The 15,053-nt window shown below is 33.4% G+C and carries 17 protein-coding genes, 1 tRNA gene and 1 pseudogene; 13 read left to right on the forward strand and 6 right to left on the reverse strand.

What is annotated here, in order from left to right; all coding sequences use genetic code 11:
• Positions 1-7 precede the first annotated feature (7 nt).
• Positions 8-727: a DUF4339 domain-containing protein gene (locus LPC20_RS09350; RefSeq protein WP_229324751.1), complete on the forward strand. Its 720-nt coding sequence runs from the start codon at positions 8-10 to the stop codon at positions 725-727.
• Between the two features lies 1 nt (position 728).
• On the opposite strand, the gene LPC20_RS09355 is transcribed toward LPC20_RS09350, so the two are convergent.
• Genes LPC20_RS09355 through LPC20_RS09370 form a run of 4 tightly spaced genes read right to left on the reverse strand, consistent with a single transcriptional unit; the run spans position 729 to position 2,048 of the window.
• Positions 729-1,109: a YchJ family protein gene (locus LPC20_RS09355; protein ID WP_229324753.1), complete on the reverse strand. Its 381-nt coding sequence runs from the start codon at positions 1,107-1,109 to the stop codon at positions 729-731.
• Between the two features lie 5 nt (positions 1,110-1,114).
• Complete coding sequence (locus LPC20_RS09360) at positions 1,115-1,336, reverse strand: hypothetical protein (RefSeq protein WP_229324755.1); 222 nt, start codon at positions 1,334-1,336, stop codon at positions 1,115-1,117.
• 3 nt (positions 1,337-1,339) lie between these two features.
• Positions 1,340-1,495 (reverse strand): hypothetical protein, encoded by a 156-nt coding sequence (locus LPC20_RS09365; protein ID WP_229324757.1) that lies wholly within the window; start codon positions 1,493-1,495, stop codon positions 1,340-1,342.
• Positions 1,496-1,502: 7 nt separating this feature from the next.
• Entirely contained in the window at positions 1,503-2,048 is a 546-nt protein-coding gene (locus tag LPC20_RS09370; protein WP_229324759.1) for a hypothetical protein, read from the reverse strand.
• An 88-nt stretch (positions 2,049-2,136) separates the two neighbouring features.
• Here LPC20_RS09370 and LPC20_RS09375 point away from each other — a divergent pair, with 88 nt between their 5' ends.
• From LPC20_RS09375 to LPC20_RS09400, 6 genes and pseudogenes are all read left to right on the forward strand, one after another.
• Positions 2,137-2,382, forward strand: coding sequence for a hypothetical protein (locus LPC20_RS09375; protein WP_229324761.1), 246 nt, complete (start codon positions 2,137-2,139; stop codon positions 2,380-2,382).
• A 146-nt stretch (positions 2,383-2,528) separates the two neighbouring features.
• The gene (locus LPC20_RS09380) at positions 2,529-2,969 is read left to right on the forward strand and encodes a KTSC domain-containing protein (RefSeq protein WP_229324763.1); all 441 of its coding nucleotides are present in this window, start codon (positions 2,529-2,531) and stop codon (positions 2,967-2,969) included.
• A 192-nt stretch (positions 2,970-3,161) separates the two neighbouring features.
• Positions 3,162-3,917 (forward strand): DUF4369 domain-containing protein, encoded by a 756-nt coding sequence (locus LPC20_RS09385; RefSeq protein ID WP_229324765.1) that lies wholly within the window; start codon positions 3,162-3,164, stop codon positions 3,915-3,917.
• Positions 3,918-3,935: 18 nt separating this feature from the next.
• Positions 3,936-4,322 (forward strand): annotated as a pseudogene (locus LPC20_RS09390) (peroxiredoxin family protein); the annotation flags it as partial.
• A 198-nt stretch (positions 4,323-4,520) separates the two neighbouring features.
• Positions 4,521-4,601: transfer RNA gene (locus LPC20_RS09395), tRNA-Tyr, on the forward strand.
• A gap of 196 nt (positions 4,602-4,797) precedes the next feature.
• A complete protein-coding gene (locus tag LPC20_RS09400; RefSeq protein WP_229324767.1) occupies positions 4,798-5,994 on the forward strand; it encodes a porin in 1,197 nt (398 codons plus the stop codon).
• Here LPC20_RS09400 and LPC20_RS09405 read toward each other — a convergent pair whose 3' ends face one another.
• Positions 5,995-6,633 (reverse strand): rhomboid family intramembrane serine protease, encoded by a 639-nt coding sequence (locus tag LPC20_RS09405; protein ID WP_229324769.1) that lies wholly within the window; start codon positions 6,631-6,633, stop codon positions 5,995-5,997. It abuts the gene before it with no gap.
• 112 nt (positions 6,634-6,745) lie between these two features.
• Here LPC20_RS09405 and LPC20_RS09410 point away from each other — a divergent pair, with 112 nt between their 5' ends.
• Complete coding sequence (locus LPC20_RS09410) at positions 6,746-7,618, forward strand: lysophospholipid acyltransferase family protein (RefSeq protein WP_229324771.1); 873 nt, start codon at positions 6,746-6,748, stop codon at positions 7,616-7,618.
• Between the two features lie 54 nt (positions 7,619-7,672).
• On the opposite strand, the gene glmM is transcribed toward LPC20_RS09410, so the two are convergent.
• Positions 7,673-9,061: a phosphoglucosamine mutase gene (gene glmM, locus LPC20_RS09415; protein ID WP_229324773.1), complete on the reverse strand. Its 1,389-nt coding sequence runs from the start codon at positions 9,059-9,061 to the stop codon at positions 7,673-7,675.
• Between the two features lie 148 nt (positions 9,062-9,209).
• Here glmM and LPC20_RS09420 point away from each other — a divergent pair, with 148 nt between their 5' ends.
• The 5 genes from LPC20_RS09420 (at position 9,210) to LPC20_RS09440 (ending at position 14,977) form a co-directional block, all read left to right on the forward strand.
• Positions 9,210-9,794 carry an acyl carrier protein phosphodiesterase gene (locus tag LPC20_RS09420; protein WP_229324775.1) on the forward strand — a complete coding sequence of 195 codons (585 nt, stop codon included), beginning with the start codon at positions 9,210-9,212 and terminating at the stop codon, positions 9,792-9,794.
• Positions 9,791-11,473, forward strand: a complete 1,683-nt coding sequence (ggt, locus tag LPC20_RS09425; protein WP_229324777.1) for a gamma-glutamyltransferase — start codon at positions 9,791-9,793, stop codon at positions 11,471-11,473. The genes LPC20_RS09420 and ggt overlap by 4 nt, the downstream gene beginning before the upstream one ends.
• A 9-nt stretch (positions 11,474-11,482) precedes the next feature.
• Positions 11,483-12,148 carry a DNA alkylation repair protein gene (locus tag LPC20_RS09430; RefSeq protein WP_229324779.1) on the forward strand — a complete coding sequence of 222 codons (666 nt, stop codon included), beginning with the start codon at positions 11,483-11,485 and terminating at the stop codon, positions 12,146-12,148.
• Positions 12,149-12,177: 29 nt separating this feature from the next.
• A complete protein-coding gene (locus LPC20_RS09435; protein WP_229324780.1) occupies positions 12,178-13,962 on the forward strand; it encodes a chloride channel protein in 1,785 nt (594 codons plus the stop codon).
• Positions 13,963-14,023: 61 nt separating this feature from the next.
• On the forward strand, positions 14,024-14,977 hold the full coding sequence (locus LPC20_RS09440; RefSeq protein WP_229324782.1) for a Fic family protein: 954 nt from the start codon (positions 14,024-14,026) through the stop codon (positions 14,975-14,977).
• Positions 14,978-15,053: the final 76 nt, after the last annotated feature.

Raw genomic sequence — 15,053 nt, forward strand, 5'->3', positions numbered from 1 at the left:
TTCACTCATGAAAAAATATTTTTTACATAACGGAACCGAAAGCTCTGGACCATTTAGTTTTGACGAATTGAGAGCTATGAATATCACCAAAACCACTCCGGTTTGGTTTGAAGGAATGGAAAAATGGAAATATGCAAAAGATGTGGAAGAACTGTATGAATTAGTTGCCGTTACCCCACCACCATTTCAAGTAGAAGAAAAAAGTATTCCTCAACCAACTCAAACGACTCAAACGACTTCAAACGCTACGTTTCTGGGTTTGTCTAAAAATACATTTATTACGGTTATTGTCGTAATTGTTGTTGCTTCTACAATTGCTATCAATATTATTCAAAATAATCGAAGTGAAGAATTAGAAGCAAAAAATAAAAAAACAGAAATTGAAAACAGACAATTTTTGTTACAACAAAAAGAAATAGAAGAACAAAAGAAATTAATCGAAGAACAACAATTAGCAGAAGAAGAACGGAATGCTAGAGATAAAAAACAAGCTGCGATAGATCGTATTTCAGAAATTGAAAGCGAAATGGCCGTAATTAAAGATAATTTAGATACTGCTAAAGAAAAATTAGCAAAAGCTTCTAATTTCAAGGTATTACGAACATCCAATGAAAAATCAGAAGAAATAAAAAAGATACAATTGGAAATTGAATCGTTTGAAAAAGAATTAGAAGATTTAGAAGCCGAACAAAACCGATTGAATCTTGAATTGGATAAAATTAATTAATCTAATTGTCGAAATAATCCCCATCCACATAGAACCATGCTCCATTTTCAAATACAAAACGGGAATGTTCATGATGAATCTGTGATTGATTTTCATCATCTATAAAATACGCTTTAAATGTAACAGTAGTTGGTGTCACATTAGTAATTTCTAATCGTTGCCATTGATTTTGTGTTGCCCAATCTAAAATGTCTTGCTTTGAATAAAGTGCCTGATGTGAGGGGGCTGTAGTTGCAATTAAATAATCGGCTTCTTTTAGTACATAGGCTACATAACGTGAACGCATTAACGCCTCAGCGGTAGTGGCAGCTTGCGTTCCTTCAATAATGGGCTGACAACATTGATTAAATAAAACTCCTGAACCACAATAACAATTATCCATTAGTATTAATTCAGTTCGTTAATTTTTTGATGCAATTGATTCAATAAGACTTGGTAGCGACTTATTTCAATCAAATCAGCATCATCGTCAGAAAAATCAAGAAAATCATCCAGTTGCTGGCTAATTTCTACCAATTTATTATTGGCATCTTTACCGTTTTTGGCGGCAATTAAATCAATTATTTTTTGCACTTCTTGTTGCAATAAATTAAAATCGTTCTGTTCCATATCTTAATTAGTTGTTTCGTCTTGCTTGTTAGCGTTAAATTGCTTGGTAATTTGCTTTAGCTTTTCTTTACGAGCCATGGCTGCTTTTTTGGCTTTGTCTTGCTCCTTGTGCAATTTGTCGTTATGCTTTTTGATATTTCTTTCGTTGTTTCTTCCCATGCTTTTGTTACAGTTGTTCTCGTTTTATTTCTTCCAACGACTTGTCCGTATAGATAAGTCCGTTAATAATCTTCATTCTTAAATCGTCTATATCATCATACTCAAAATACTTTGCCCAAGAAGTTAGTTCGAATAAATTCCGAACTTGTTTGATTCTTTTAGCCGTTTCAAAACTCGTTCGAAGCACTGCTTTTTGATCGTAAGTAGGATTGTTTTTGTGTTGGTAATTTACCGTTTTCTTTTCGAAATTAGCTTGGAGATAATACAACTTATCTGTAGGATTATCTGGATAAAAACTAGTCCAAAGCGCAAAACCTAATTTGTGTTTTGTAGGCGACTCCGGTTCCATTGGCTCTAATCGCCACTTACTATTAGCGAGTCTCCCCCAATGGTTTGACAATCGGTACATTCCTTGCTTGGTATAATAATACGAACTTCCCGCCTTACTTTCATACTGAACGGACAATCCTTCAATAGCAGTAAGTGGTAATTCGTCAAAAACACAAAAGGTGTTTTTAAACGCATTAGGACTTGGACGAAATTGATTTGTCATGCTGCAAAAGTAAGTAGAATCTGCTTTTCAGCCTAAACAAACAATAATTGATTAAGTTTGCAGTCTAAAAATTACTAAATTTAAGATTATGTCTAAATCTTCTCATGATAAAATGCTTCAAAAAGGAGTTTTTACAGGAATAATGGAACAGGATGAAAATGGCAACTACTTTTGTGGCGAATACCTTTTGGACTATAAATTAGCTACATCTAATCATGCTATTGGTGATTGGATCACTATTAAATCAGTTATCGAAAATCCGAGTGACATCAGCTATAACAAATATCCGAAGAAATCGAAAAACTTTGATAAAGCCAATTACAAAGAGGAATAGCATTCGCCAAACCCCTCTTCTATGTAAGAATATTTATTGGTCCAAACCGAAAACTTAAAAAAAAGTGTACCTTTGCAAAAAATTTGTCGATTTTGGATCTAATTTCCATTACAAACAAACTAAACGACAAATAGTTATTTTTATTTATGAAAAAAATAGTTGAATACCGCAAGTTATTAAATGTTGACAAAAATGTCGATTTAAAAGATTTAAAAACCATTTATCGCAATGCGATGAAAGATGCACATCCTGATAAATTTCAAGGTGATGAAGATGGTTTAAAAGCGGCTGAAGAAAATAGTAAGTTAATCATTGAGGCGTACCACTTTTTAGTAAGTATTAATCCTGAAACGATTAAACAAAACATGCCAGAATACACTGAGACTATTACAACATCAACCATTACTGATTATAAATTTGTGGATGGTAGATTAATCATCAACTTTTCTAACGGAAGTGTTTATGAATACATAAGTGTACCAAAAGCAACTTACGTAAAAATGGTCAATGCTGATTCTCCGGGACGTTTTGCTAAAAGACATATCCTAAATAATTTTACTTGGAGAAAAACCATTAACCAAGATTAATACAACGTTTTAAAAAAGCACACTGAATAGTGTGCTTTTTTTATTCTAATTATTTGAAAATTAAGAAAATACCCTCTTATATCCTCAAATTAAAACCCAAAAACTAACTATAACAAAAATTTAGGTGCAAAAAGTGGTTATAATTTATAATTTTAAATACTTTTGCCACTTAAATCATTTAACAAAATCGAAATGAAAAAAATAATTTTATTACTTTCTGCAGCTTTAGTAATTGTTGCTTGTAGCAAAGTTGGAAAAGGAGAATACATGATTTCTGGTACAGCAAAGGGAATTGAAAACGGAAAAACGATTATCCTTGAAACACAAGATGAAACAGGAATGCTTATTGCTAAAGATACTGTGAAGGTAGAAAATGGTAAATTTGAAATGAATGGTAAAATTACTGAACCTGCATTTTATACCATTAAAGTGGAAGGTGCTCAAGCTCCTATTCCTTTTATCTTAGAAGAAGGTGAAGAAGTTACTATTGAAGTGAACAAAGATAGTATCCAAAAATCAAAAGTTTCAGGAACTTACAATAATGATGAGTATGTGAAATTTACTGAAGAGCTTACTAAAATTCAAAAGAAATTAGTTGATTTTCAAACTAAAAACACACCAGCTATGCAAGCGGCTCAGCAGTCTAAAGATACTGTTGCAATCAACAAATTAATGCAAGAATTTGGAAAAATTCAAGAAGAGGTTGGAGTAACTACTAAAGCTAAATATTTGGCTTATGCTGAAAGTCATCCAAAATCATTCATTTCAGTTCTTATTTTACAAGGAATGTTAAATGATCCAAGTACTGACATCAAAAAGGCAGAAGCCATGTTCAATGAGTTTGAAGAAAAATTGCAAAACTCAAAACCTGGTAAAGCAGTAAAAGAAGCTTTAGCAAGACTAAAAGGAGGACCTACTGCGGCACCTTCTATGGGCGGTGCTAAATGAAGAGCGGATTTTTCTGCACCTAATCCTGCAGGAAAAGTTATTTCTTTAAAAGAAAGTTTAGGTAAAATCACTATTGTCGATTTCTGGGCGTCTTGGTGCGGTCCTTGTCGAAAAGAAAATCCTAACATGGTAGCTTTGTATAAAGAGTTTCATGGCAAAGGTTTAAATATCGTTGGAGTTTCCTTAGACAAAGAGGCGAAAGCTTGGAAAGAAGCAATTGCAAAAGACCAATTGAACTGGATTCATGTATCGAATTTAAAGTTTTGGGATGAACCGATAGCTAAACAATACAATGTGGAATCGATTCCAGCTACCTTCATTTTAGACGCTACTGGTAAAGTAGTTGCAAAAGATCTTAGAGGAGTAGAATTGCGCAATAAAATTGCCGAACTTTTGTCTAAATAAAGGTTGGCATCAATCAAATATAAAGAATCTCCTTAACGGGAGATTTTTTTATTTAATTCACTTCCAATAGGTTAAAAATAATGCTGAAATTAAGTGTTATTTTAATTGAAATTAAGTGTTATTTTAATTTGGAAACATCAAAACAGTTTATATATTTGCAACCGCTTAGACAAACACATACGGCCAAGTCTAGGAAATGGGGAGATACTCAAGCGGCCAACGAGGGCAGACTGTAAATCTGCTGTGAAAACTTCGCAGGTTCGAATCCTGCTCTCCCCACTTTTTTTTAATGACCTTAATCTAAGGTCATTTTTTTTTGTTATTAATTATTAAACACCCTAATAATTTAGTTTTTAATTTTTCCTTCTATTAACTATCAACAAACGATTTAACTTAATCCATTTCATTTTTTTGCTTTTCTAAACTAATGACTAAAATTAAATGTTAGTTTTGCAATTTAAACCCAATATTATCTATGAGGTATTTTATTTTACTATTTATTTCACTTAATCTTTTTTCTCAAACCGATTCAATCCCCAAAAAACAGATTGATTTACCAAAAAAATGGTACGAAACATTTTCAATAAGAGGTTATACGCAAATTAGATACAATAGACTTCTTGAAACTAATGAAAATTTATCATGTGAACAATGTGATCGATCATGGGGAAAAGACGGTGGTTTTTTTATGAGACGAATGCGAGTAATTTTATTCGGACAAATAAATAAAAATGTTTATTTCTATATTCAACCAGACTTCGCGAGCAGTCCCTCTGCTGACAGATTACATTTTGGACAAATTAGAGATGCTTATTTTGATGTTGGAATAGACTCCGATAATGAATACCGATTTAGAATCGGACAAAGTAAAATCCCTTATGGGTTTGAAAATATGCAGTCTAGTCAAAATAGAATTCCACTTGATCGAAATGATGCGTTAAACAGTGCTGTATCTAATGAAAGAGATTTAGGTGTATTTTTTTATTGGGCGCCAAAAAAAAAGAGAAAATTATTTTCAGAATTAGTAAATGATGGATTGAAAGGCAGCGGTGATTATGGAATTTTTGCTTTTGGAGTATTTAATGGTCAAACCGCTAACAATCCTGAATTAAACAATAAACCACATGTTGTTTCAAGAATCACCTATCCATTTCAATTAAAAAAACAAATAGTAGAACTTAGCTTGCAAGCCTATTCAGGAACTTATACATTACCAAAGTCAAATATTTCATCACAAGTAAAAACAAATTCTGATCTTGGTTACAAAGACGAACGAGTTGCTGCAAGTTTTATTTTATATCCAAAACCATTCGGGATTCAAACGGAATACACCATAGGAAGAGGACCTGAATTTAATAAGAATACTGATTCAATTGATTTAACTTCTTTACATGGAGGATATATTACTACTAGTTATTTACTCAAAATAAAAAAACAAGTATTAATTCCATTTTTAAGATATCAATATTATGATGGTGGAAAAAAACATGAAAGAGATGCTCGTAGTTATAATGTTAAAGAATTTGAACTTGGTGCAGAATGGCAAGTAAATAAAAACTTTGAATTGGTTGTAAATTATACCAACTCAAACCGACGATTTGAAGATTTTACAAGACAAGATAATCTACAAAAAGGAGGTTTAGTTCGTATTCAAGCACAAGTCAATTTTTAATTACAACTTTCCTAAACGCTGCAATAGAAATAGCACAATGATTGGAATCGTTAACAAAATGACCATTAAGGTATGATCTACTAGTAATTGTGGTTGTTCAATCAATGTAATGACATAACCACCAACAGCTCCTCCAAAGTGTGCTGAATGTCCAATGTTATCATTTTGAGATTTCATTCCGTAAATAGAATACAGTAAGTACAAAATTCCGAATAAGTAAGCTGGTATAGGAATTATAAAGAAAAGCCCCAACATCATGTCGGGTTGCAATAGAATAGCAGAATATAAGACACCTGTGACTGCGCCAGATGCTCCGACAGCGCGATAATTATAATCGTTTTTTTTGAAAACATAAGTCAATAAGTTTCCGAAAATCAAACTACCCATATAGATCAGTATAAAAGTCCAATTGCCCATATAGGCTAAAACTAAAGGCGCAAAAAACCAAAGCGTCAACATATTTAATAATAGGTGCGTCATATCGACATGGAGAAAACCTGAAGAAATCATCCTAATTTGCTCTCCTTTTTGAATGCTTCCCAAATGAAACTCAAACTTTCTAAAAAAACTGGTATCGTTAAACCCTTTGTAGCTAATCAAAACTGTAACAGCGATGACTATAATTAAAATCACGTTCATAAATTATCGTTTATCGTATGGGTAAAGATAGTCATTCAGTTAAAATGAAGTTGTTACTGTTTTAGTTAAAATTTTCATTTTTTTTTGAATTATATTTGTCAAAAATTACCCGATGCAGTTTCTTATATTTAACATAAGCTTTCCCTTTCTTTGGATCATCTCTATCCTGCCTTTTAGACTATTTTATTGGTTTTCAGACGGTATTTATTATTTAGTTTATTATGGCATTGGGTACCGAAAAAAAATAGTGCGTCATAATCTATCAATTGCACTTCCTCATTTATCCGATAAGGAACGTTTGGCAATAGAAAAAAAATTCTACCAACACATGTGTGATGTTTTTCTAGAAATGATAAAAACTATTTCTATCTCATCGGAGGAAATGAAAAAACGCTTTGTGATTACCAATATTGAATTACTTAAGGAATACGAACAAAAGAATAAAAGTGTAATTCTGCTTGCATCGCATTATGCTAGTTGGGAATGGCTTTTATCAATCAATGAAAGTACAAGCTTTAAATGTTATGGTGTTTATAAAAAATTAAGTAATAAATACTTTGATGCTAAAGTAAGAGCCATTCGTTCCAAATTCAAATCTGAATTGGTAACTACAAGTAAAACGATAAGCTTAATCCAAGAAAATGAAACAAAAGGAATCGTTAGTTTGTATGGATTAGCAAGTGATCAATCGCCGCAAGTTCATAAAACATATCACTGGCAAAAATTCATGGGGATAGAAGTTCCAGTTCACACTGGGGCTGAGATGCTAGCAAAAAAATACGATTTGGACGTACTTTTCGCCCAAGTAAGAAAGGTAAAACGAGGCTACTATGAAGCCACTTTTGTTCCGATATCGACTGCTTCAAAATCCATTCCTAATTATGAAATTACTGATACTTACTTGAATGAAGTTGAAAAACAAATTATAGAAGCACCTGAGTATTATTTTTGGACACACAAAAGATGGAAACATCGTAAATCATAAAAAAAATCCCCTTTCTTTTCAGAAAGGGGATTTTAATTTTAAATCAGATTGCAATTAGATTCCTGCAATTGCTTTTATTTCATCGATAATGCGCAATGCTAATACATCTGCTTCTTTTTGTGAAGGAGCCTCAGTATAGATTCTAATAATCGGTTCTGTATTTGATTTTCTTAAATGCACCCATTCTGATGCAAAATCAATTTTTACGCCATCAATCGTCGTTATATCTTCGTTTTTGTATTTCTCAGTCATCGCTACCAAAATCGCATCCACATCAATTTGAGGAGTCAATTCGATTTTATTTTTGCTCATATAATATTCTGGATATGAAGCGCGTAAAGCAGAAACCGTCATTTTTTTGTTGGCCAAATGAGTTAAAAACAAAGCTACTCCCACCAAGCTATCACGACCATAGTGCAATTCAGGATAAATAATTCCGCCGTTTCCTTCACCACCAATAATGGCATTGTTCTTCTTCATTAACTCAACCACATTCACTTCACCCACAGCACTAGCTTCGTAACTTCCATTATGTGCATTGGTCACATCACGTAATGCACGAGACGAAGACATATTAGAAACCGTATTTCCAGGAGTTTTACTCAACACATAATCGGCACAAGCTACAAGAGTATATTCTTCCCCAAACATTTCGCCATCTTCAGAAATGAAAGCCAAACGATCTACATCTGGATCTACAACAATTCCAAGATGGGCTTTTTCTTTGACTACCAATTCTGAAATATCCGTCAAATGTTCTTTCAGTGGTTCAGGATTGTGAGGAAAATGTCCGTTAGGTTCGCAGTATAATTTTACTACTTCCACGCCCATTAATTCTAATAATTTTGGAATAATAATTCCGCCAGACGAATTCACACCATCAACTACTACTTTGAATTGAGCCGCTTTTACAGCAGCGACGTCCACTAAAGGCAAATTCAACACTTCATCAATATGAATGTCCATATAGGCATCATTTTCTACAATAGTTCCTAACGAATCCACATCTGAAAAATCAAAAGCTTCTGCTTCAGCAATTTCTAAAATTTTCTCCCCTTCTACTCCATTCAAAAACTCTCCTTTTTCGTTTAGTAACTTCAAGGCATTCCATTGCTTTGGATTATGAGAAGCCGTTAAGATAATTCCACCGTCAGCTTTTTCTAAAGGCACGGCTACTTCTACTGTTGGTGTAGTAGACAATCCTAAATCAATTACATCAATTCCTAGTCCAACTAAAGTGTTTACAACTAAATTGTGAATCATCGGCCCTGAAATTCTAGCATCACGTCCAATTACCACTGATAGTTTTTCCTTGCCCGAATAGTTTTTTAACCAAGTTCCGTATGCCGAAGCAAATTTGACTGCATCAACTGGCGTCAAATTATCGCCCACTTTGCCACCTATTGTTCCTCGAATTCCTGAGATTGATTTTATTAAAGTCATGTATATATGAATTAAATTTTTATTTGAAATACAAATATAAAAGTTCGCGATAAGCTAAACCATATAATTACTAAGTTTTTTCTTAAAAATGAAATTCTTTAATGAACTGAACTTTGTATATTTGAAAAGCAACAACTTGATAAATACTATGAATTTCCTTGCGCACATTCATCTTTCTGGTGAAAACGAAATGATCAAAATCGGCAATTTTATGGCCGATGGGGTTCGTGGCAAGCAGTATGAAAATTTTTCTAGCGAAATTCAAAAAGGAATTTTATTGCATCGGGCTATCGATACTTTTACTGATGCGCATCCCGTCTTTAGACAAAGCACTAAAAAGTTGCACTCACGATACCACCATTACGCCGGAGTAATTGTGGACATGTATTACGATCATTTTTTGGCTAAAAACTGGTCGGATTATCACAATGAAAGTTTAGCACTTTATTCTGAAAAATTTTACCAATCGTTGTTAGACAATCATTCGATTCTAACTTCTAAAGCACAACATTTACTGCCCTATATGATGGAATACAATTGGTTAGTCAATTACCAATCCGTTTCAGGAATAGAACGTATTTTAAACCAAATGGATCATCGTACCAAAAATCAATCTTTGATGCGATTTGCCGCCGAAGAACTAGTGGCTCACTATGATGAATTTGAAGCAGAATTTTCGCTTTTTTATAAAGAAGTACAACTATTTTCAAAAAATAAACTCAACGAATTATGAAGTTAACTTACCGTATTTTTTATTGTTTTATAGTACTATTTATTTCCAATTTAACTAAAGCACAAAGCGGTTTAGTTGCCGATAAAGCTATGGTTGTATCCGCTCGAGAAGAAGCTTCTAAAATTGGGGTTGCTATCATCAAGAAAGGCGGTAATGCCTTTGATGCTATGGTAGCTACTGAATTGGCTTTGGCTGTAGCCTACCCTTTCGCTGGAAACATTGGAGGGGGTGGTTTTATGGTTTATCGCAAAGCCAATGGAGTAACAGGTTCTTTAGACTATCGGGAGAAAGCCCCACTATCTGCCACTAAAAATATGTTCTTGGATAAAGACGGGAAAGTCATCCCTGATAAAAGCACCGACTCTCCATTAGCCATTGGAGTTCCTGGAACTATTGCTGGCGTATTTGCTGTTCATGAAAAAATGGGTTCGCTACCTATGTCTGAAATTATGAAACCGGTAATTGAATTAGCAGAGAAAGGAGTTATTGTTACTAAAAAACAAGAAAAAAGTTTAAATGAATATCGCGAATCAATTATTAAAGCCAATGGAAAGAATACCAAATTTGCTACTGTATTCAAAGAAAATGATACCATCAAATATCCGGCACTAGCTGAAACGCTCAAACGAATTGCACAAAATGGAAAAGAAGAATTTTACAAAGGACAAACTGCTGAAAAATTAGTTCATTATTTTGAAAAAATAGGCGCAATAATTACCAAAGAAGATTTGGCACAATACGAAGCCAAATGGAGAAAGACAATCGAATTTGGATACAAAGATTTAAAGATAATTTCCATGGCGCCACCTAGCAGTGGCGGAATTTGCCTGGCACAAATCATGAAAATGATTGCCCCCTTTGATTTGGCAACAATGGGTCATAATTCGCCTGATGCCATTCAAGTTATTGTAGAAGCAGAACGAAGAGCCTATGCCGATAGAAGTTTCTTTTTAGGTGATCCTGACTTTACAAAAATTCCGTTAAAAGAATTAAAGGACGACCAATATCTTAGAGACAGAATGTCTAATTTTGATTTCAATAAAGCTACTTTATCCTCTACTGTAAAGGAAGGTACGATTTCAATTAATGAAAGTACAGAAACTACACATTATTCAATTGTCGACTCTTTTGGAAATGCAGTCTCGGCAACTACAACCATTAATGCGGGTTATGGTTCAAAATACTATTGCGAAGAATTAGGTTTTTTCTTGAATAACGAAATGGATGATTTCAGTGCCAAACCAGGAGAACCTAATATGTTTGGATTAATTGGAAATGAAGCCAATAGCATTGCTCCTCAAAAACGTATGTTAAGTTCCATGACACCAACAATTGTCGAAAAAAATGGAAAATTGTTTATGGTAGTGGGTTCGCCAGGAGGTTCTACAATTATTACATCCGTTTTGCAAACTATTTTAAATGTATATGAGTTTCGTTTAGGGATGCAAGATGCAGTCAATGCCCCACGCTTCCACCATCAATGGTTGCCCGATTTAATTACTTTTGAACCTAAAGCCTTTGATACAAAAACATTAGAAACATTAAAATCAAAATCCTATTTAGTAAACGAAAAAACTACTCCTATTATTGGTAAGGTAGATGCTATTTTGGTTTTACCTAATGGAAAAATAGAAGGTGGTGCCGATTATAGAGGAGATGACAAAGCGGTTGGATTATAAATATCAATTATGACCTTTATTACTGAATTAGAAAATACATTCGCTGCGAGTTCCAATGCAGAAAATGCTTTGGCTATGGCCAAGTACATGAAGGATTTATTTCCGTTTTATGGAATCAAAACAGACGAAAGAAGAGCTATTTTAAAGTCCGTTTGCAAAAAACACCAGGCAGATATTGATAGTAATGCAAGAACAATTGCGTGGGAGCTATTTCTAAAAAAAGAAAGAGAACTGCAGTACTGTGGAATTGAAATCATAATTAAAAGCTTAAAAAATAACTATATAATTGAAGATATAGTTTGGATAGAAAAATTATTGATTACCAATTCTTGGTGGGATAGTGTAGATACTATTTCTAAATATATTCTTGGTAGTTATTTAGAACAATTCCCAACAGAAATTGCTACTGTTGTACAACGATTTTCAAATGCAGAAAATATGTGGTTGAACCGAAGCGTAATCTTGTTCCAACTGGGTTACAAATCAAAAACTAATTTTCATCTTTTACAATCTTTATGTCTAAAACACAGTCATTATAATGAGTTCTTCATTCGGAAAGCAATTGGTTGGGCGCTTCGCGAGTATGCCAAAACCGATCCAGAAGCGGTTCGGGAATTTGTATTGCAATCCAACTTAAAGCCTTTGAGTAAAAAAGAAGCATTAAAAAATATTTAATTGTAAATTAGCGGGCTGAAAAAAATCACATGTTTAAAAAAATTATTCTTAAAATAGAAGGCACTATTGCTTGGTCAAGATCAAAATTGGGTGACAAACAATTTATTTTTTTATCAGCAGTATTGGTGGGTATTTCAGCAGCTTTGGCAGTTATTTTATTAAAAGCTTTTGCTCATGGGGTTTTTACCTTTGCTACTTATGTTAGTAGAATTTTAAAATTAGGTTTTTTAAATAGTTTTTTACCTATTATTGGTATTCTATTGACCGTTTTTGTTGTCAAAAAGTTCTTGAGTGGCACAATTCAAAAAGGCACCTCTCAAATTTTATATGCTGTTGCCAAAAAAGCTAGTCTAATTCCTAGAAAACAAATGTACGCGCAAATTATCACCAGTTCATTAACCGTTGGTATGGGTGGTTCTGCTGGATTGGAAAGTCCAATTGTAATTACAGGAGCGGCCTTTGGGTCCAATTTTGCACAGAAATACAGATTAAATTATAAAGACAGAACTTTACTTATTGGATGCGGAGTTGCTGCTGGTATCGCTGCTGCGTTTAATGCACCAATTGCAGGAGTCCTTTTTGCCATTGAAGTCCTTTTGGTCGACGTAAGTATTGCTGCTTTCACACCCATCATGATTGCTGCTGCTACAGGTGCATTAGTTTCAGTAATTGTTTTGGACGAAAGCATCTTACTTTCCTTTCAGCAACAAGAAGATTTTAATTTTCACAACATCCCATTTTACGCTTTCTTAGGAGTTTTTACCGGTTTAGTTTCTATTTATTATTCTAGAAATTTTCAACGAGTGGAACATTTTTTCAGTCGTTTAAAATTAGGACCTTATAAAAAAGCACTTTTTGGTTCGACACTTTTAGCTATTTTAATTTATGTATTCCCTACGCTTTTTGGTGAAGGATACGAAAGTATCCGAATTTTATCAGAAAGTGATCCTGGACAATTATTAGAAGACACTTTGTTTAGCGGATTTAGAAACAATAGCTGGGCGCTTTTACTTTTTGTTGGCTGTACGATGCTACTTAAAGCTTTTGCTTCAGGTTTAACTATCGGAAGTGGAGGAAATGGTGGTAACTTTGCTCCCTCTTTATTCTTAGGTTCCTATGTAGGTTTTTTCTTTTCGAAATTGATTAATCTTATTGGTCTTGCCAAATTACCGATAAGCAACTTTACTTTAGTAGGAATGGCAGGAATATTAAGTGGTTTATTTCACGCACCATTAACTGCTATTTTCTTAATTGCAGAAATTACTGGAGGATATAACTTGATGATTCCTTTGATGATTGTTTCATCGATTAGTTTTGCTATTTCAAAACGTTTCGAAAAACATTCAATGGATGTGAAGAATTTAGCCAAGAAAGGTCATGCATTTACTAGTAATAAAGATGCCAATGTATTATCTACTTTAGATATGAACTCAGTTATACAAACGGATTATTTGACTGTTTCTCCAGAAGAAAATTTAGATAAATTAGTAGACTTAATTTCCAATTCTACTCAAGTTGTTTTCGCAGTGGTCAACATAGAAAACGAATTGGTTGGCGTAGTCTATTTCAATGATATCAAGGAAATTATCTTCAATAGCTACCGGGTAAAGTACACGCAAATTAAAGAAATTATGACCGCTCCAAAACAGATCATCACGCTTGATGACAGTATGGAAATGGTAATGGATAAATTTGAACAAACCAAAGTAGCCTTTTTACCCGTACTTAAAAACGATAAATACTACGGTTTTATCTCCAAATCACTTGCATTAGAAGCTTATCGTACCAAACTTAAATCAATGACGATAGAATAATTTTAATATCGGATAGTATTATTTTTTAATTCAACCGATATTATTGTATCTTTGTGGTGTTATGTGGAATATTGATTTATCATACAGAGAAGAACTACAATCTACTTTTGAAAGATTGTATCACAAAAAACAGCATTTGCAATCAAGCAGACCGCTGCCAGCAATTGCATTAAATAAAATTAGAGAAAGTCTTTCCATAGAATGGACTTACAATTCGAATAGTATAGAAGGAAATACTATGAGCTTGCGTGAGACTCAAATGGTTTTGCAAGAAGGAATTACTGTAAAAGGCAAATCACTGAGAGAGCATTTTGAAACCCATAATCACGACAAAGCCATTGATTATTTGTATTCTATCATTAATGAAGAATATACACTACGAAGTATCGATATTTTATCTTTACACGGTTTAGTACTTCGGTCTATTGAGGAGGATTTTGCAGGTCGTATTCGCAATGGAGGGGTTCGCATTACAGGAGCTAATTTTACTCCACCAAATGCCAATAAAGTTCCTGATTTATTAGATGAATTGATTGATTTTATAAATACCAATCCTTTGAATTTGAATGCTATTGAATTAGCAACTTTTTTTCATCATAAATTAGTTTGGATTCATCCTTTTTTTGATGGCAATGGAAGAACCGTTCGTTTGTCAATGAATTTATTATTAATGCGTTGTGGTTTTCCGCCTGCAATCATTTTAAAAAATGATCGTAAGAAATATTACGAAGCACTCAACCAGGCCAATAATGGTAATTATCAAAAATTAACGTTGTTGATGTGTCAATCTTTAGAGCGTACTTTGAACATTTACATCAATGCATTACCTGATAATGACACTGAATACGTTGAAATTTCTAATTTGGTTCAAGAACCTAACATGCCTTATGGTCAAGAATATATCAGCTTATTAGCTAGAACAGGTAAGATTGATGCGTACAAAGAAGGTCGGAATTGGCTCACAACAAGAGAAGCCGTTGAAGATTACATTAGTAATAGAAAACGTAAACGCTAAGATAAATTAGCGTTTTTTTATGCTTCATTTTAACATAAACTTCTATACTGTTGTACCAAAAGAATCAATCAAAATG

Source organism: Flavobacterium ammonificans (assembly GCF_020886115.1).
GTDB lineage: Bacteria > Bacteroidota > Bacteroidia > Flavobacteriales > Flavobacteriaceae > Flavobacterium > Flavobacterium ammonificans.